Annotated in this window: 19 protein-coding genes and 1 other RNA gene; 11 read left to right on the forward strand and 9 right to left on the reverse strand. The window is 41.4% G+C overall.

Going from position 1 to position 16,202, the window contains the following annotated elements; all coding sequences use genetic code 11:
• Positions 1–89: 89 nt before the first annotated feature.
• Entirely contained in the window at positions 90–1,205 is a 1,116-nt protein-coding gene (locus ACOOE0_RS00830) for an Sb-PDE family phosphodiesterase (protein ID WP_420400601.1), read from the forward strand.
• On the opposite strand, the gene ACOOE0_RS00835 is transcribed toward ACOOE0_RS00830, so the two are convergent.
• On the reverse strand, positions 1,202–1,477 hold the full coding sequence (locus ACOOE0_RS00835) for a hypothetical protein (protein ID WP_420400602.1): 276 nt from the start codon (positions 1,475–1,477) through the stop codon (positions 1,202–1,204). The two genes, ACOOE0_RS00830 and ACOOE0_RS00835, sit on opposite strands and share 4 nt — an antisense overlap.
• Positions 1,478–1,560: 83 nt before the next feature.
• The gene (locus ACOOE0_RS00840) at positions 1,561–2,766 is read right to left on the reverse strand and encodes an NAD(P)-dependent oxidoreductase (protein WP_420400603.1); all 1,206 of its coding nucleotides are present in this window, start codon (positions 2,764–2,766) and stop codon (positions 1,561–1,563) included.
• Positions 2,767–3,149: 383 nt separating this feature from the next.
• Between ACOOE0_RS00840 and ssrA the strand changes: the two genes are divergently transcribed.
• From ssrA to ACOOE0_RS00855, 3 genes are all read left to right on the forward strand, one after another.
• Positions 3,150–3,549, forward strand: a transfer-messenger RNA (tmRNA) gene (ssrA, locus tag ACOOE0_RS00845).
• A complete protein-coding gene (locus ACOOE0_RS00850) occupies positions 3,502–3,921 on the forward strand; it encodes a GIY-YIG nuclease family protein (RefSeq protein WP_420400604.1) in 420 nt (139 codons plus the stop codon). The genes ssrA and ACOOE0_RS00850 overlap by 48 nt, the downstream gene beginning before the upstream one ends.
• 58 nt (positions 3,922–3,979) lie before the next feature.
• Entirely contained in the window at positions 3,980–4,264 is a 285-nt protein-coding gene (locus tag ACOOE0_RS00855) for a DUF2188 domain-containing protein (protein WP_420400605.1), read from the forward strand.
• 74 nt (positions 4,265–4,338) lie between these two features.
• Here the strand turns inward: ACOOE0_RS00855 and ACOOE0_RS00860 are convergent, their stop codons facing one another.
• Positions 4,339–4,554, reverse strand: a complete 216-nt coding sequence (locus ACOOE0_RS00860; protein ID WP_420400606.1) for a helix-turn-helix domain-containing protein — start codon at positions 4,552–4,554, stop codon at positions 4,339–4,341.
• Between the two features lie 125 nt (positions 4,555–4,679).
• On the opposite strand from ACOOE0_RS00860, the gene ACOOE0_RS00865 reads away from it, so the two are divergent.
• The 5 genes from ACOOE0_RS00865 (at position 4,680) to ACOOE0_RS00885 (ending at position 7,665) form a co-directional block, all read left to right on the forward strand.
• Positions 4,680–4,991, forward strand: coding sequence for a hypothetical protein (locus ACOOE0_RS00865; RefSeq protein WP_420400607.1), 312 nt, complete (start codon positions 4,680–4,682; stop codon positions 4,989–4,991).
• Between the two features lie 172 nt (positions 4,992–5,163).
• Positions 5,164–6,210 (forward strand): hypothetical protein, encoded by a 1,047-nt coding sequence (locus ACOOE0_RS00870; RefSeq protein ID WP_420400608.1) that lies wholly within the window; start codon positions 5,164–5,166, stop codon positions 6,208–6,210.
• Positions 6,211–6,232: 22 nt separating this feature from the next.
• Positions 6,233–6,511 (forward strand): hypothetical protein, encoded by a 279-nt coding sequence (locus ACOOE0_RS00875; protein WP_420400609.1) that lies wholly within the window; start codon positions 6,233–6,235, stop codon positions 6,509–6,511.
• Between the two features lie 2 nt (positions 6,512–6,513).
• Positions 6,514–6,858 (forward strand): hypothetical protein, encoded by a 345-nt coding sequence (locus tag ACOOE0_RS00880; RefSeq protein ID WP_420400610.1) that lies wholly within the window; start codon positions 6,514–6,516, stop codon positions 6,856–6,858.
• Positions 6,859–6,891: 33 nt separating this feature from the next.
• Positions 6,892–7,665 (forward strand): hypothetical protein, encoded by a 774-nt coding sequence (locus tag ACOOE0_RS00885; RefSeq protein ID WP_420400611.1) that lies wholly within the window; start codon positions 6,892–6,894, stop codon positions 7,663–7,665.
• A gap of 297 nt (positions 7,666–7,962) precedes the next feature.
• On the opposite strand, the gene ACOOE0_RS00890 is transcribed toward ACOOE0_RS00885, so the two are convergent.
• Genes ACOOE0_RS00890 through ACOOE0_RS00900 form a run of 3 tightly spaced genes read right to left on the reverse strand, consistent with a single transcriptional unit; the run spans position 7,963 to position 11,143 of the window.
• Positions 7,963–8,577, reverse strand: coding sequence for a response regulator (locus ACOOE0_RS00890; protein WP_420400612.1), 615 nt, complete (start codon positions 8,575–8,577; stop codon positions 7,963–7,965).
• Positions 8,574–10,430, reverse strand: coding sequence for a tetratricopeptide repeat-containing sensor histidine kinase (locus ACOOE0_RS00895; RefSeq protein ID WP_420400613.1), 1,857 nt, complete (start codon positions 10,428–10,430; stop codon positions 8,574–8,576). The genes ACOOE0_RS00890 and ACOOE0_RS00895 overlap by 4 nt, the downstream gene beginning before the upstream one ends.
• Complete coding sequence (locus tag ACOOE0_RS00900; protein WP_420400614.1) at positions 10,430–11,143, reverse strand: hypothetical protein; 714 nt, start codon at positions 11,141–11,143, stop codon at positions 10,430–10,432. Before ACOOE0_RS00900 ends, ACOOE0_RS00895 begins: the two co-directional genes overlap by 1 nt.
• A 506-nt stretch (positions 11,144–11,649) precedes the next feature.
• Between ACOOE0_RS00900 and ACOOE0_RS00905 the strand changes: the two genes are divergently transcribed.
• Both ACOOE0_RS00905 and ACOOE0_RS00910 read left to right on the forward strand, forming a co-directional pair.
• The gene (locus ACOOE0_RS00905) at positions 11,650–11,784 is read left to right on the forward strand and encodes a hypothetical protein (RefSeq protein WP_420400615.1); all 135 of its coding nucleotides are present in this window, start codon (positions 11,650–11,652) and stop codon (positions 11,782–11,784) included.
• A 127-nt stretch (positions 11,785–11,911) separates the two neighbouring features.
• Entirely contained in the window at positions 11,912–12,799 is an 888-nt protein-coding gene (locus tag ACOOE0_RS00910; protein ID WP_420400616.1) for an FkbM family methyltransferase, read from the forward strand.
• A gap of 3 nt (positions 12,800–12,802) precedes the next feature.
• Here the strand turns inward: ACOOE0_RS00910 and ACOOE0_RS00915 are convergent, their stop codons facing one another.
• The 3 genes from ACOOE0_RS00915 to uxuA form a co-directional block, all read right to left on the reverse strand.
• A complete protein-coding gene (locus ACOOE0_RS00915) occupies positions 12,803–13,462 on the reverse strand; it encodes a hypothetical protein (RefSeq protein WP_420400617.1) in 660 nt (219 codons plus the stop codon).
• An 84-nt stretch (positions 13,463–13,546) separates the two neighbouring features.
• Positions 13,547–14,953, reverse strand: a complete 1,407-nt coding sequence (locus ACOOE0_RS00920) for a putative oxidoreductase C-terminal domain-containing protein (protein WP_420400618.1) — start codon at positions 14,951–14,953, stop codon at positions 13,547–13,549.
• Between the two features lie 49 nt (positions 14,954–15,002).
• On the reverse strand, positions 15,003–16,202 hold the full coding sequence (gene uxuA / locus ACOOE0_RS00925) for a mannonate dehydratase (protein WP_420400619.1): 1,200 nt from the start codon (positions 16,200–16,202) through the stop codon (positions 15,003–15,005).

Below are 16,202 nucleotides of genomic sequence, written 5' to 3' on the forward strand. Positions count from 1 at the left end.
TCACTAGGATAACCATTTTTTAAACGAGAAAACTCCTTTTTCAAATCATTGGTTTCCATGGTTTTATACCTTTGGTAAAAACCAACCTTATGAAAGCCCATGCACTATTTTTCTCCCTGTTGGCATCCGCCACATTATTTGCGCAAGAACATTCCCATAAAAGTTTGGGAGAATTAACATATCCTGATGTTCCAGGGTACGTTACCTTAAAAACCGATTTTCACCAACATACCGTTTTTTCCGATGGAAATGTTTGGCCTACCATTCGGATAATGGAGGCCCTCCGTGATAATTTGGATGCAGTTTCATTGACCGAACATTTGGAATATCAGCCCCATTCCGCGGACATTCCACATCCAGATAGAAACAGAGCTTATGAGATAGCCTTGCAAGAGGCCAAAGACCATGACCTGATGGTAATTGCGGGCTCTGAAATTACCAGGGACGCACCTATGGGCCACAGTAATGCCATATTCATTTCGGATGCAAACAAGCTGCTTGTGGACAAGGCTGAAGACGCTTTTGCTGCGGCCAAAAAACAAGGGGCATTTGTGTTTTGGAACCATCCCGCTTGGCATCCTCAAAATCCAACCGGAAATCCCAAACTGAGCGATTTCCAGAAAAACCGGATCAAAAATGGGGAACTCCACGGTATTGAGGTTATTAATGACAGGGATTATGCCGAGGAATCCTTGGCCATGGCCTTGGAAAACAACCTGACCATCATGGGAACGAGCGATATCCATGGATTGGTGGATTGGCGCTTTAAGGAAAAAGGACATGCCCGCCCCATTACCCTGGTTTTTGCCAAGGAGAAAACACCTGCATCCCTAAAGGAGGCCTTGTTTGCCGGTCGTACGGTGGCTGTTTTTAACGAGTTATTGGTGGGCAAGGAAGAGAATTTGAAACCCCTTATAAAATCATGTATTGAAATTGGCAAGGCCTGTTATATCAACAACACTTCCATTGTTAAAGTGGAATTGAAGAATAACTCGAGCAGTAATCTCTTGTTGCAAAACAAGATGCCGTATAATTTCTATTCCAATCCGCCCTTATTTACACTTCCAGCCCAAGGTTCTGTTACGTTACAGATAAAAACACTGGAGCAAAAAGAGCAAATCACACTTTCTTTGGAAGCCGTTGGAGCCTACGTGGTTCCCAAACAGCATCCCATTATTGAATGGGAACTAACGGTGGAAAACTAAGCTACTGAGAACAAAGCGGAGCCATTGATATCACGGTCAAAATCTGATTTGATCTTTTCTATGATGTCATAAGGGGTTTCCTCTGAAATCCAAACCCACTCGTTTTTTAGGTCCACATCAAAATGGAATTTGGAAAAATCCAATAGGTAATCCCCATCAAACTGGGATAGAAGAAATTTGGTGATTCTTGGTCTCAGTCTGTATTCCAAGTCAATACAGACCTTCTTTGTTGCTGGATCAGGGGTTCCAGATATTAGCCAGTTGAATTTCACTACTTAATCTTAAAGGAATGAACAAGATAGTAAAAAGTTTCAACTAGGTACTAGGGCGCTCATACTGTTCGACCAAGCAGTAATTATTCCAGACCATCCACGTAATCCTGCAAATACGAATAGTGTTTGGTAAGCTTTCCATTTTGGGTCATTCGGGAGCGTTCCAAAATGCCATCCTCATCGCCATTGAAAAAAGCAGGAATCACATATTTGGAGAAGGCTTCCCCAAACCCGGTACTGGCATCACGTGGAAGTTCACAAGGCAAATTATCCACGGCCATCACAGCTACAGCATCGGGATTTTTAAAATCCACCTCGGATTCGGTTTGCGGATTATATCCGTAGATGGGGTCCGCTACTTCAGATGGGCGAATGGTGGTAGCCACAGGTCCATCAATATCACAGCTGATATCCGCCACTACCTTAATCTTAAAATCGGGATGTTTGGCATCTTCCCTGGTGTAGAGATAGGGAGCACCATCCCCATAAAAATGACCGGCTATATAGAAGTCCGTTACCTCCGCAAAACGGAAAAAATTGGACTTGTATTCCTCTGGATTCGCAAAAAAGTCAGCCTTGTTGCCACGAACCCCGTCTTTTCTTTTGTTGTATTCCGAAGCGTCTATCTGGCAATACACCGGTTCATCAAACTCCTCTTTTAGGTATTCGGCCACATTGACCCTTTTCAGGCCCATAGCGTCCAACATCTCACGAGACCCATTGCCTACCCTTCCCCTGCCAGTAAGCAAGATTTTGATATTGGGTAGTTTTATTTTGTTCAGCTCATCGATCAACGCCTGTTGGTCTTTCAGGGTTTCCGCCTTGGGTAATTGAAACGAATCATATTTTAATCCAAAAGCTCTAATACCATTGTAGGCGCCCACAATACCTGCATATCGGCCAAAGGCCACCAAACGTTGCCCCTTTGGGTTGGTAATCACCTCATGATCATAGAGCTCGATATTTTTATTCAAGATAGCCTGCAACAGTTTTCGGTTATAAGGCTGTTTCTTGATGGTATGGGAAAAGAAAAAGTATTTTTTATTCGGAATCAAGTCATCAATCGGAACTTCCTTTACACCTAGTAGTACATCACATTGACTTATATCCTGAACTACCGGGATATCGACATCGGCATATTCCTGATCTGAAAAAACCCTGATGGGTGAAGTTTCCACCTGGATTTCTGCCTGTGGGAAGTTGGACAATACGTTTTTACATTCGGTTGGGGATAACACCACCCTGCGATCTGGTGGGTTCTTTCGCTCTTGGATTAGGCCGAATTTCATTAATTATATAACTTTTTGTTTTGCTATTGTTACAAACATAACTTATTGAAAGCAGGATTTCAAAACTTTTTTTGGAATGCTTTTTGGGGTACCTTTGCAGGCCTTGCCCTGTTTTAAAGGCATGGCAAACGTACGGAATTTGTATGATTTTGCGTTAGGGATAGCGGCAGGTACCCGCCAAAGGTGCGTACAGCCAATAGCCCGGTACTCTGAAGCTTTTGCGAAAGAGTAAACGCCCACTTCTAGATACATCCCAAAGACGTTCGGGACACTCGAAGTGACGATAGTTCTTTGATAAAAAAATGAGATTTAAATGGTTTTGTCCCGAAGCTAGTTCGGGACGTAATTCGTTTACGGTAAGCAAAGCTTACCTAACTCATTACGGGGCCGACTGGTTTTGACAGCGAGACCACTGGCAATGTAAGCATGCCGAGCTATGAAATTAATGCTCGTAAATCTCTTATTTCAACTTTTTAAATGGCGATAATAACTACGCTTTAGCTGCTTAATCGACTGAATTATAGTAAGTCCTAGCCTAGTCGCGCCAGGCGCGAAAGCTAAATGTCCCTTGGTAGCCCTTGTTGATGGCGACCTTTTTAGGGGCACCATAAAAGTCAACATAGCACTGTTGCGGCTTCGGCAGTAGTGTAAAACTTAAGAAGCTAAGGGTATGGTAGGCGGTCTTTGGTCAGCCATGCCACGAAAATTGAACAAGGACTAAGCATGTAGAAAGCATTGACTTTGCTTGTTTGGACGGGAGTTCGATTCTCCCCGGCTCCACCTACGCTCCCCGAAGCTTTATGCGAAGGGGAGCTTTTTTCTTTAAATGTATATCTTTCTGGTCTTCAAATTCTGGCGTTCCCAAGCGGTGAGCCACGGTGGACACTGTCCAATTTATACCCAAATCTTATGGCACTCCCTTATTCCGTTTACATTCTGAAATGCTCTAATGGTCAGTTTTATACTGGATTCTCAGCTAGCTTAAAGCAGCGTTTGAAGGCCCATGCAAAGGGCGAGATATCCTTTACAAAAGACAAGTTACCTATAGAATTAATCCATGTTTCCACTTTTTCCAACAAGCTAAAGGCATATGATTTTGAGCGGTACCTCAAATCCGGTTCTGGTATCGCGTTCAGGAACAAACGTTTGATTTAAAAAATCGATAACGCACTTTCGTTGATTACCATTATCTTCGAGATTATCAATTACTCCCATGTCCAAAGGCAAATCTTGGTTACGAATCCTAATCGACCTTATTGAGGTTTTTATAAACAGTAAGACGAGCAACAAAAGGGGTCGTACTTGGCACCAGCATGTTGTCCCGCATGAAGAAGGTTGGGCCGTGCGTCGCGAGGGCAACAAACGGGTAACAAGCAAACACAGAAAACAAAGTACGGCGATTCGAAAAGCCAAAAGTCTGGCCAAAAAATATAAGGCCGATGTTATTATCCATAGAGCCAGCGGAGGTATTCGGGAGCGAATCAGTTACAACGACTAACCCAAGCGTTTGTTAGGTTGAATCTCAGCTCAAGCATAGACTTCCGTCAACGTCTTTCGGCCATCGCGAGTTACCTAAAAGTTTATCAGTTTGGAAAGTGGCACGTCCAATGCCTTCGCAACCTCATGTAAGGTGAATAAAGTGGGGTTAACCTTCCCATTTTCAAGTTTCTCCAAGGTCTGTCGGTCCTTTTTACAAGCCCTAGCTAAATCAGACTGATTCCAACCTTTTTGTGAACGCAATTCTATGATGCGTTTTCCTATCCGTTGTTTTAATTCTTCCTTGGTCACAAAACAAATGTCAACAGATAAAGTGACATTTTTGTCATACTATTAGCTGACAAGAGATTTAAATTACTACATTTGTCATACAGTAAGTTGACAATCTATATGAGTACAAACCCAAATCATTTTCCATGAAAAACAAGAAAAAACTTAACCTAAACCATCTTGACCTCCCCATTGAAGCCTACTTTGGCACTTTACAATCCCAAAAAAGAGGTTTTAGCATTCCCAATCTACAGGTTAGGAGTTATGTAGAGCTGCTTTTTAAGTTGGAATCGCTTCTAAACGTGTGCATCTTGGCCTTGGACAATGCCAACTCAGGTAATCACGAACATATCCTGGAACCCGATACGCACATTAAGTCGGTTTTGGAGTTGGCCGCTCAAATGATCCCTTTTGAGGAGGGTGAGTTTTTGGATGTTGTAAAGGCACAAATCAAATAAGCCTATTTCTTTGTCCATTTTATATTTTTAGAGCTACAATTGTCAGATAATTTTCTTACATTAGAGAGGTTTCTCCAGAACTAGTATTCCCCCTTTGATTTATTATCGATTAGACCCGAATCCCATTCGATGACTTTGCTGTGCTGTTTTTTATTCATTAAATAAACTTAGCATGTCCCTAAAAGTAACAACTTGGAATATTGAACACACCTCGCGGCTCTTAAATCAAAATCCTTCACCGGAGATTCTTGATCGGAGGGCAAGAGTATTGTCCACACTAAATGAAATTGACCCAGACGTTCTCCTCATTGTGGAAGGGCCCAAGGGCGAACAACAGATCATTGACTTTTGCCAAACTGTATTTAACAATCAATGGGTTCCCGTTTTGTTGGATGGGGCCGGTGCACCCGTTGGCAGTAGAGACAGGGATTATGGCCACGACATGAGGGGTACCCAATGGATGTGGTATGTGGTAAAACCAGGCTTGGCGAACAACTGCCGAATCCAACCTGCTGTGGATTGGCACAATATCACTTCAGACAGATGGGAGGTGAACTATTGGGGCCAGATAGACCCTGAATTCCATGACCACTACCGCATGCCACAGGTTATGTTATATACCTTACCCGGAGGTATGGAAATTGAGTTTATTGGCGTTCATTTAAAATCCCCTATAAACAGGGAAAGAATTACCAGGAACGCCAATGGCAATCTAACGGGAGCCTATCTGGAATCCGCTTTGAAATCGCGGGTAAAATTGGCCACGGAAGCCAGGGACATAAGAAGGTATATTGAGGCAAAATATGTCAACCACATCCATCCCGGTATTGTAATACTTGGGGATTGTAACGACGGTCCCGGCCACGACTTTTTTGAGACCCGATATCTATTTTTTGACCTTATACAGAATTTGCAGGGAGAAGTGCTGTTGGCCGAGCGATTCTTTAACCATGTCCTGTTTGATTTTCCAGCAGACCGTAGGTGGACAGCCAGGTTCAGGGATGCCATTTTGGGAATTCCAGCCAGTCAAAACCCGTTGCTGATAGACCATATCCTTGTTAGTCAAGGCCTGGTCAACGGAAGTCATTCGCTTCAGGTGAATGCAGGGAACGGGCTTGTGGAGCACCGCGCATTTGATAGGGGCAATCTTGGCTCCAACAATGACACCAGGACCAGTGACCACAGACCTGTATCCGTGATTATGGATGGAAACGCATAATACATTTTATTAATGATCATCTATGAGAGAAAGGTTATTTACCATATTGTTTGCAGTAATCCGAAACCACAATCTGGGAATAGATAAGGTGGCCCTTAAAGAAATTGAATCCCAAATAGACATTTTTGCCTCCACCTATAAAAGTGGAACTAAAAGGAGAGATGGTATTGTAGATTTTGAGAAGTTTATTCAAAGAGTATCCAACCATAGTCAAAGACAGGACCAACAACTCATCACTTTGGAATCCATTGCCTCGGCCCGTGATGAATGTGGTTTAATCTTTTGGTGTAAAACGGAATAAAAATGGCTTTTGATCGCGAAGAAAAACAAATTGATATTGCATTAACCGCGGTAAAGCAGCAACTCACGCTCTCTGCCACAATTGTTACGGCCACATTTGCCTTTACTGAATTGATTAAGACGGAGGCACCTGATCTATGGGTGGTACTACCCTGGATTTTGATTCCTTTGGGCGTAAATATCCTTTGTGGGGTTTTTGTTCTTTTGAGCATTGCATATTATGTAGTGAAACCAAGTATTAAAGTATTGGACAGGAATGACGTTAGAGTATTTGGCATGTTGCAGAACTTCTCTTTTATTTTTGCCATCGGAGCAATGATCTGTTTTTTAATCTCACAAATTATATAGAATACTAGCTTTTTGTTAACTAAATATTGAGATATGAAAACCTCTAGCTTAAAATTTGCATTAGCGGCTATCATTTTACTGTCGGTAATCAACACAACGTATTCCCAAGAAAGTCCAAAGGACAAAGAACCAAAAGAAGATAGGGAAGAACATTCAGATGGTGATGGAATAACCGATACGAAAGACCATCCTTATCAACCATCCATGTTAATGTATGAAGATGAGCTCGCCCAAACTGTGGATGCAAATGATGTTTACTTCACAAGTTTAAAATCTGCTTATGAATATGTTGAGAAGGCTCCGCAAAGCGACTTGTTTTCTCCTACCAAAGAGCAAAAATGTAAAACAGCTTGGAAACTTTATAAAAACACAAAGTGCAGCGTGCCAAAAATTAAGTTTGCAAAGCAGCTTGTAAAAGCAATAGGATCAGGACATATATCGGCCACAGAAGGTGCGTTGACCACTCCCGGTATAGAAGTGATAAAAAACGAAATTACCAGACTGAACGTTCTAATCCAGATTGAACACTCAAGAACATTGGATTATTGCAACCGTATGGAGACTATATGCAAAGAAGCTAAGTTTGTCCTGTATTGCAACGCCTTGGAAGGTAGAACGACCCCAGATGTAATCGAGAATACATATGTTGAATGTACATCTCTGTTAAAAGACGATACCTCAGGTTTTTTGACAGTCCTGAAAGAAATTGGAGCTTTGGTTGACAAATTTCAAGATGGAGGGATTTCTGGAGATGCTGCCAAAAATCAGATCAGTGCCAAACTGGATGAGATTTCCCCTGAAGATTAGGTGAATTTCAGCTTGAGTCGAAAATATAGGTCAATCCATCCATAATCCTATGCTTCCATGCACTTCCAGAAACTGGAAGGAGGTCCGTTTGGATCGATACGAACACGTTGGATTTTATGCCCAATCTTTGATGATAAGCATCCCAAGTAGGCCATAGAATTTTTTTTCCTTGTTTAAATGGGCTGTAATCCCATCAATCACTGGATCCCCAAGCGGATTAAATATATTTTTTGCCACCCCAATAAAAAATCCCCATAAAATGGGGATTTTTAATCTAACTAACTAAAAACAAGTCACTTAAAACTCGTATTTCTTCTCCACAGCATAACGTAGCAGTTCCCCTGCCCCACTCAATCCAAGCTTGCGTATCATATTTTTGCGATGGGTGTCCACGGTGCTCTTGCCAATGAAAAGTTCTTCCGAAATTTGGTGCGAAGTGCGACCTTTGGCAATCAGCTGTAAAATTTCCCGCTCCCGGGAAGACAGTACGCTTTTGGAGCTATTTTTTTCCGTGTTGGGGAGATGTAGTTTCCTATCATAAAAGGTTTTCCCAGCTGCAACGGCCCTAATGGCCTCCAAAACCACATCCAAGCTACTGTTTTTAAGAATATATCCATGGGCACCCGCCTCCAACATCTGCCGTACCGCTTCATCCTGATCAAACATGGTAAAGGCCACAATCTTGGTATAGGGCAATTCCTTTAGGATAATTTTTGTGGCTTCTATACCATCCAATTTGGGCATTCGAATATCACAGAGAACTACCTTGGGCTGTTTTAACCGGACAATTTTTAGCAATTCTTCCCCATTATTGGCATGGCCTATGACTTTGAGGTCCTCCTCATAACGCACATACGATCGTATGCCATCGATAAGGGCTTGGTGGTCTTCAGCTATGGCTACGGTAATCATACCGGTATATCGATTAATATGGAGGTGCCTTTTCCCAGGACACTGTCTATGGTAAAGTTCCCTTCCAAATGTTCCACTCTTTTTTCAATTGTGGTCAGTCCCATTCCGTTATGAACCTTGCTGACTTTGGTGCTATCAAAACCCGACCCATTATCTTCCACTATGATGTTAAGTTGGTCCTCATGCTGTGTTAGATGAATGCCAACTTTTGTGGCATTGGCATGTTTAATGGCATTGGCCACAAGCTCTTGTACCATTCTAAAAATGGTGAGCTCCAAGGAGTTTTCCAGTCGTTCCCCAAGACCAAAATCCTCCACTGTTACGTTTAGTGCATTGGTTTCTGAAATGGTCCTAGCCATTTTTTTGATAGCTGGCAACAATCCCTGGTCGCTCATTACCCCAGAATTTTTGCTATGGGCCATGCCCCGAATCTTTTGATAGGCTTCTTCCAATAACTTTTGGGCATTCTGCATGGCAGGATCTTTTTCGCTCACCTTGGCATTATCAAAATGGAGCTTGATAGTGGCCATAAGACTCCCTAAATCATCATGAAGCTCATTGGCCACTTTTTGACGTTCTTTTTCCTGGCCCTCGATCATGGCATCTATACTCACCAATTCTTGTTCTTTGAGAAGATTCTCTACCCGCTGTTGCTTGAGCTGTGATTCTTGCTCGGCCAACAAGCGTTTTTTAGTGGTGTTTTTTTGGAGGAGGATGGCAATTCCCATACCTAGTATTAGCGTTAGACTTACAGCTATGAGCCAGTTTCTGTTTGCCTTATTTTTTTGAGTTTGAATTAGAAGCTGCTTTTCTTTTTCTTCCGTTTGAAGCTCCACATTCATTCGGTTCATTTCCAATGTGTTTTTTCTATAATCCATGGCAAACCCCTTAAGATAAGTCTCCTTGAGATATCTGTACGCCTTGTCGTAGTCGCTTTGAGCCCCGTAAAATTCAGAAGCGGGAAATCCAATATAGTATTTGGCCCTTAGCGTGTCCTTAAATGAAATTCTCCTGATATGGTCCAGATAAGTTCTTGCTTCCTTGAAATTTTTCTCTCCTGTTTCCAATCTTAATAACTGCATATTGGCAAAAAACCTGGTATACTTAGCAAAAGGGTAGTTTTTCGACGCATCAATGGTTTTCTTATAGTAGGTTCTTGCCATCTCCGTATCCCCCTCAATGTCGTATTTCAGAGCTTTTTCATAGAAAACAAAAGCTAGTGCCCTGCTATCTTCATTCAATTGGCCTTCCAACTCATCCAATCGAGCTGCCCAAACAAAATAATCGCTCGGTAACCCATCCAAAGTCTTGGAATAGAATATCATACTGTATATCGTGGCCCAGACCTCATCCATTAAATCTTCTCTTAGGTCCTTAAAAGACTCCAAGAACACCAGATGGCCCTCACTATTTTGAGCAATTTCATAATTATGATATTTGAAAAATGCCAAAAGACAAATTTTGAGTAATTCTTTATTCCCCAAAGATTTAGCCATCACATAGGCCTTATAAAAACTTTCATAAGGATTCTCCCCAGTATTCCGGGTAAAAAGATCAATGTACCCTTTGTTTAACCCACGGAGTATCTTGATTTCCGAGTTAAGTGTATCTTCATCGCCATCATTTTGCAGTATTTCGGAGGTCTCTTCCTGCTCACCTTCGAAGTAAAGAATATCCGCCAACTGCCATAATTCATGTTTTAATTGAGCATTTTCCGTATTGTTGGCCACAACTTTAGCCTTGTCATATTCCAGTGCTTTAAGATGAATGAAATATTCCTTTGGAATTTGGCTTTCAAAAGAAAAAACCACTCCTGGCAACCACAAAAAACAAAATACCCAACCGGAATTCATTAAAAAGTCATGACAGTATTACTTTGGTGACATCTTGGGGAGGCAAAAACCAAGTTAATTTCTTTATCCGAGTTCAAATCTTCAATATCATTGCCGTTGTAACTATTTTCCGCCATTTGCTCCTCTTTGTTCTTTTTGGCAATTTTTTTTAGAGTTACCCCTTCAAATCCATACATTCCAGGACGAAGTGCCCTATAAAAGTATTCATCTCCATTACGGTAATAGAATTCAGAATCAAAGTATTTTTTATGTGGTATTGGTTTACCCAAAGGTTTTTCAATGTTTCCATGACACAACCGTTCACGCAAACTAAATTTAAATCCCTTCAAAGGATAAAGTAATCTCTTAAATATTAGGTCATACGGGGCAGACCCCACCACTAAAGGATCACGAAAACATATTGTCTGCGTGGTTATTTTACTTGCTCCTTGTACACCAAAAAATATACTTTTCCTATCACGGTGAAGAATCGGTTTTCTTTTGGTAAAACCAATATTGATCAGACCTTTATAGTTTATCAGTTTTAATTCTATGGACAATACTATACATTTATTTCCATCGGCCTCAGGTTCAATATTGAATTTCCCATATATGGCAAAGACAGTTCCATACAACTGGGAACCATAAATAAAATGATGCACAGGGTGATCTCCATCATCGTTGCATCTTAAATCGATTGTGGCCCTTAAATTGCTTTGTAAAGTATTGGTCATAATTTCCCGTTTTTTATTTGGTTAAAAGTAATTTCTAATAGATTGAACCAACATCCCCATTCTTGGGGATTTCTACCAAAACCAAGCAAAAAGTTTACGGAAACAATTGTGAGGCCCTGAAAATTAGACATTTGACCTCTAAAACCATTGCAGATTTCCCTTAAAAAAACTGGGGCTTTTCCGCAAAATCCCTATAAATGGGTATTTTTTTTGACTTTACACCCTTCTAATTTCCCTAACCTAATTTGTTGCCCTTCATGGGTAGGTCATTCAAATTTTGGGGGAAACGAGAACGACTGAAAATGAAGGGCTCCCTTTTTCTTCCCTAAAAAATCTACCCAAACACCGTTTTCCGGTTGGTTTCCATCGACCAAAAAACTAGGCCAAAGGTGTTTTTATTCGATTAACCAATATTTTCATCCCATTTGTCCGGTCTTTATCTCATTTAACCAATAGTTTGGGGACACTTCATAGGTATTCAAAACTTTACCTCAAAGATTTAACCTATGAAAGCTATTCTACACAACATTAAAAAGGAATTTTCCATCCCAGAAAACCTAACAGCAGGAATTAGCTGTTTGATCATTGCCATTACCGTGTTCTTTATTATGGCTGTACTGAACAGGGAGGTATTGCTATAGTGATTCTTTGCCTCTTTTTTGACTGAGGTCATCATGTTTTGACAACAAGCTCGCTTAAATGTTCTTTAAGTTTTAGCTCGCTTTTGTTATTTGGGTATTTTTGGTCTTTTAAAATTCAAATTGACCAATGAACTGGTTGCGTTCGGTAATATACCAGCCCCAAATAAATTTTCTAATAAGAAATGCTTGCAAACTGTTTTCCTCCATTTTGCCGGAAGGGTGGAAATTGCCAGCTTCAGGATTGGTCAAAATCAATATTGAAGGTATCTCCTCATTCCAACTAAAGACCAACCAGACCAGTTATATAACCCGTCAACTCTTTTGGAATGGTCCCATGGCTTTTGAATACACCCCAATTTTTAAAGATTTGGTTAAGAAGGTCAAGACTTTTTGGGATATTGGTGCCAATATTGGTTACTACAGTGTTCTGGGGTGCAAATCCAATCCCAGCTTAAAGGTTCGGGCTTTTGAACCATCCGATGGTGCCAAAACCTATTTACAAGCCAATGTTGAACAGAATCAATTGGATAGCCAAGTTAAGGTTGAGCCTTTGGCTTTGTCCAATTTTAAGGGTGAAATAGAGTTCCACCAAATTGTAAATCCAAAATTCCCCAATATCGCCAACCTTTCAGGGGAACATAATATCGGAACCAAAACAAATTTACCATCCAAGAAAGTCAGGGTAAAAACCCTACGCATGGACGACTATGCTTCCGACATTGAAAGCATTGACCTGATGAAAATTGATACCGAAGGAGCAGAGGTTGAAATCCTAAAAGGAGGGTTGGAAACCATAAAAAAACATCAGCCCATTATTATCTGCGAAACCTTATTTAACAAAAATGAAGCGGAAATAGAAGCTATTTTAAGTGCATTGGGCTACGAATTTTTCAACCATACCCCGGAAGGACTTCAAAAAGTGGAAACTTTGAAAAGAAATGAAGATAACGGTGTCCGGGATTGTTTCTGCGTACCCCCTGCAAAAGTTTCCCTCATCCAGGAATTTTTGGCTTAACAGCTATATATTTAAGCAGTTATCCTTTCTATAGAAGACGGAAGTGCACCACTTTCCAGAATTAATGGGACCCAAACCATGGAAATCCAATCGCTTGAAATTATTCGATTCCAAAAACTGATAGCCCTCCAAATACTCCTCCCTGTCTGAATTGTCCCAGATAACAACACCTTCTTCCTTCAATGCATTTAATGCATTCAAACAACAATTTACCCTATCCCTGCCATCCAATACAATGATGTCAAACTCCTTGGAATAATTCAAAATCTCCTGGGCATAAGCCTTGGATTCCAAGTCTCGCCACAGGTATTCTATTTTAGGAGCTGAATCTAAACGCGACTTCATTTGCCTATACCAGTTTTCATCGTGTTCCACCGATACCAAGGTGCAGCCTTTTTTGTTAAACCAAAGGGTTGAATTCCCACTCCCATATTCAAAAATGGACATTTGGTTATGGATTCGTTTTTCCAAAAAAGCTATGAAAGCATAGGTGAACCAAGGGAGTTCATTCCCATTTTTTTGTACAGGTTTGCCGGTTCTCACACTTTTGCTCCATCCCATGGGAAACAGAAATTTCTTCTGAAGAAGATAATTGGCCAAAAGTAACCGCCCAAAACCAGTTAGACTAAAAATGTAATGGATAAAGCGCTGTAACGGATTCAACAGTTTTCAATATCGATTGGTGATACGCTGCAAATCTATGTCTTCCCTTTTTAATTGGAGCCAATTATTACAAAAAAGGAAAAGTCAAGGCTGTTGTGCAGCCAATTTTAAGGCTTCCGTAGTGGTATAATATTTGACAAGCATATTGGGAATTTCCCATTCCGGGAGCTGACCGTCCTTTAAAAACTGCAAATATTTTTCGGTCACCTGTCCAAAATGGGCTTCATGTCCTACCTTATACCTGTCAGGGATACCCACTTTCCATAATTCATCACCAACCTTTTCCAAGGCAAGGCCAGGATACGCTTTAGAGAGTTCCGATATGGCATGCTGTAAAATCTCAGCCGTCGGTTGTTGATTTTTAGTTTGAATGTACAAAGTGGGTTTATAAGCTTCCTTTTCACCTTGCTGGATAATCAAATTACTTTTTGAGCCCCGCATAATGGAATAATGTGTGTCTTTGGCACCTTCAGGAGCTTTAAAGTTCCAGATGACCGATGCTTTGGCATGAATCCCTTTCAACTTGTATACAAGCTCTCCATTACTATGCACTTTAAGGGTATCACCTTGAACATCTTTTTTAAGATATTCGGGGTATTCCTCCAATTGGGTCACATTTTGAAACATCTCTGGGGTCAGGTCCGTGGTCCAACGTCTGGCCGAGATTAGTTCAACATCCTCCTTGGACAGTGTTTGCTCTGGAAAAGTTTCCCATTGAATCAAATCCACCAAATGGGTGTTCACGTCCACTAGTCCCTCCCCTTGCTGTTCGGTATCAAAGAACCACGCTGGCCTGATCAATGGTTGGCCTGCAACCAACTTGGAAAAATGATGTACACTTTCCTTGGTGATGGCAGGTTCATCAGGGGTTCCAGGTAATAACTCCCCAAATACCCCTGGCATTTGGGACAATTCCCGCTGAAGCATGGTTGTAATCTCATAGCGTTCCGTCATAATATCATAAATCAACAAACCTTTTTCTTCGGCTAGACCGAATGCTTTTTCCAAAGATGGATAGTCATCTGCATTAATGACCATGGGTTTGTCCGCAAACACGTTGATCCCAGCTTCTACAGATTTGAGGATGTATTCTGTTTTCTTGGCGTTATTTCCCGATGCATTCATCACGTTGCCTGCTTTTTCTGAAAGCATCCGCTCAAAAAAGTCCTCTCCCCGATACACTTTTAAATTCCAAGAGGTTGGGTCTTGCTCACGGTTGTTGAATCCTTCTATTCTTTGGAGATGTTGATCCAAATCGGCTCCCTCAGGTGCATATACGTACACTTCAGGATTCATTTGATCATACATCGTCTTTAAAATCAATCCAGCATGGAAATGCCCTGGATCCAAGGTTATTAGTTTTACTTCCCCTTTACTCCCCGAAAATTGTTGGGTCACAGTCTCTTTTTTATCCGATGCTCTTTGGTCCTGCTTGCAAGAAACCGCGAGTAGTGCAATTGCTAAACAAAGTAGATTCAGGTTGCTTTTCATGATGATGTTGTTATTACTTGTTTTGTTCTATTTGTTTTGAGCCCATTTGTTATGATAAGCCAAGCCCATTCCTAACTCCCACCTCCAAACCATTGAGCTCAGCCAATCCCATTGCTCTTCCTATTAGGGAATAGCCTGGATAAAATTCTGCTTCCCGGTACTTGTCGTCCAACACAACATGACCATGGTCAGGTCTCATTGGAATAGCTACCACTTGGTTTCCATTCACCAGTCGTCTTTGTTGTTCCTGAACAAGCTCCCGCATTACTTCTGCCATTGGGACCGACCCTTGCAAATGCGAACTTTCGTAAAAGCGACCCCCACCTTCCCGCTCCACATTTCTAAGATGGACGAAGTGTATTTTATCCCCAAAATCCTGGATTATCTTTATTAGCTTATTGTTTTCGGATGCGCCGAAGGAACCCGAACAAAAGGTGAGTCCATTGCTAGGTGAAGCACAAGAATGCAGTATGTATTGTACATCCTCATAGGTGGAAACCACACGAGGAATTCCAAACACCGGAAACGGCGGGTCGTCTGGATGTATGGCCATCTTTACCCCCAAATCCTCGGCTTCTGGAATAACGGCATTAAGGAAATAGGCTAAATTTTCTTGCAAGGCTGGTTTATCCAACTCTTCCAGCGCCTGAAGATTCCTCTTGAAATGTTCCAAACCAAGGGAGTCTTTGGTACCTGGCATTCCAACTAGAATAGCCTGCGCCAATTTTTGCTGCCCATCATCATCCAAATTTTGAAAATATAGGGTTGCCTTATTTTTTTCTTCATCGCTATATAGGGAATGGGCCTTTTCCCTTTTCAAGATGTGCAGGTCAAAGGCCATAATGGCGATTGGATCATATAGCATGCTGATAGCCCCTGTTGGAAGTTTGAAATGAAGCTGGGTTCGTGTCCAATCAAACAAGGCCATAAAATTATAGCAGACGGTAAAAATTCCGTTAGCTGCAAGGTGTTTTAGGGTTTGAATGTAATTTTCAATGTATTTGTCCCTTTCCTGCAGGCCATACTTAATAGCACTGTGCACATTTACACTCTCTACAACGGACCATTCCATCCCATGCCGTTCTATCTCTTTTTTTACCGCCAAAATGTTCTCCTCCGGCCATACTTCGCCTATGGGTATTTGTAAACAAGAGGTGACAATGCCCTCAACCCCCAACTGCTTTATTTCCCGAAGTGAAACTCCAAAGGAAGGGCCAAACCAGCGAAATGTTTTTTTAAGAAAATCCAT

It is taken from the genome of Flagellimonas sp. (genome assembly GCF_965215805.1).
In the GTDB taxonomy this organism is placed as follows: domain Bacteria; phylum Bacteroidota; class Bacteroidia; order Flavobacteriales; family Flavobacteriaceae; genus Flagellimonas.

Bases quoted from the DNA above. Each gene is read 5' to 3' on its own strand.
- ACOOE0_RS00910 (WP_420400616.1), top strand. From the start codon at position 11,912: ATGAACTGGTTGCGTTCGGTAATATACCAGCCCCAAATAAATTTTCTA.
- uxuA (WP_420400619.1), bottom strand. From the start codon at position 16,202: ATGGATTTTCTTAAAAAAACATTTCGCTGGTTTGGCCCTTCCTTTGGA.
- ACOOE0_RS00905 (WP_420400615.1), top strand. From the start codon at position 11,650: ATGAAAGCTATTCTACACAACATTAAAAAGGAATTTTCCATCCCAGAA.
- ACOOE0_RS00920 (WP_420400618.1), bottom strand. From the start codon at position 14,953: ATGAAAAGCAACCTGAATCTACTTTGTTTAGCAATTGCACTACTCGCG.
- ACOOE0_RS00875 (WP_420400609.1), top strand. From the start codon at position 6,233: ATGAGAGAAAGGTTATTTACCATATTGTTTGCAGTAATCCGAAACCAC.
- ACOOE0_RS00865 (WP_420400607.1), top strand. From the start codon at position 4,680: ATGAAAAACAAGAAAAAACTTAACCTAAACCATCTTGACCTCCCCATT.
- ACOOE0_RS00880 (WP_420400610.1), top strand. From the start codon at position 6,514: ATGGCTTTTGATCGCGAAGAAAAACAAATTGATATTGCATTAACCGCG.
- ACOOE0_RS00890 (WP_420400612.1), bottom strand. From the start codon at position 8,577: ATGATTACCGTAGCCATAGCTGAAGACCACCAAGCCCTTATCGATGGC.
- ACOOE0_RS00830 (WP_420400601.1), top strand. From the start codon at position 90: ATGAAAGCCCATGCACTATTTTTCTCCCTGTTGGCATCCGCCACATTA.
- ACOOE0_RS00900 (WP_420400614.1), bottom strand. From the start codon at position 11,143: ATGACCAATACTTTACAAAGCAATTTAAGGGCCACAATCGATTTAAGA.
- ACOOE0_RS00895 (WP_420400613.1), bottom strand. From the start codon at position 10,430: ATGAATTCCGGTTGGGTATTTTGTTTTTTGTGGTTGCCAGGAGTGGTT.
- ACOOE0_RS00870 (WP_420400608.1), top strand. From the start codon at position 5,164: ATGTCCCTAAAAGTAACAACTTGGAATATTGAACACACCTCGCGGCTC.
- ACOOE0_RS00855 (WP_420400605.1), top strand. From the start codon at position 3,980: ATGTCCAAAGGCAAATCTTGGTTACGAATCCTAATCGACCTTATTGAG.
- ACOOE0_RS00840 (WP_420400603.1), bottom strand. From the start codon at position 2,766: ATGAAATTCGGCCTAATCCAAGAGCGAAAGAACCCACCAGATCGCAGG.
- ACOOE0_RS00885 (WP_420400611.1), top strand. From the start codon at position 6,892: ATGAAAACCTCTAGCTTAAAATTTGCATTAGCGGCTATCATTTTACTG.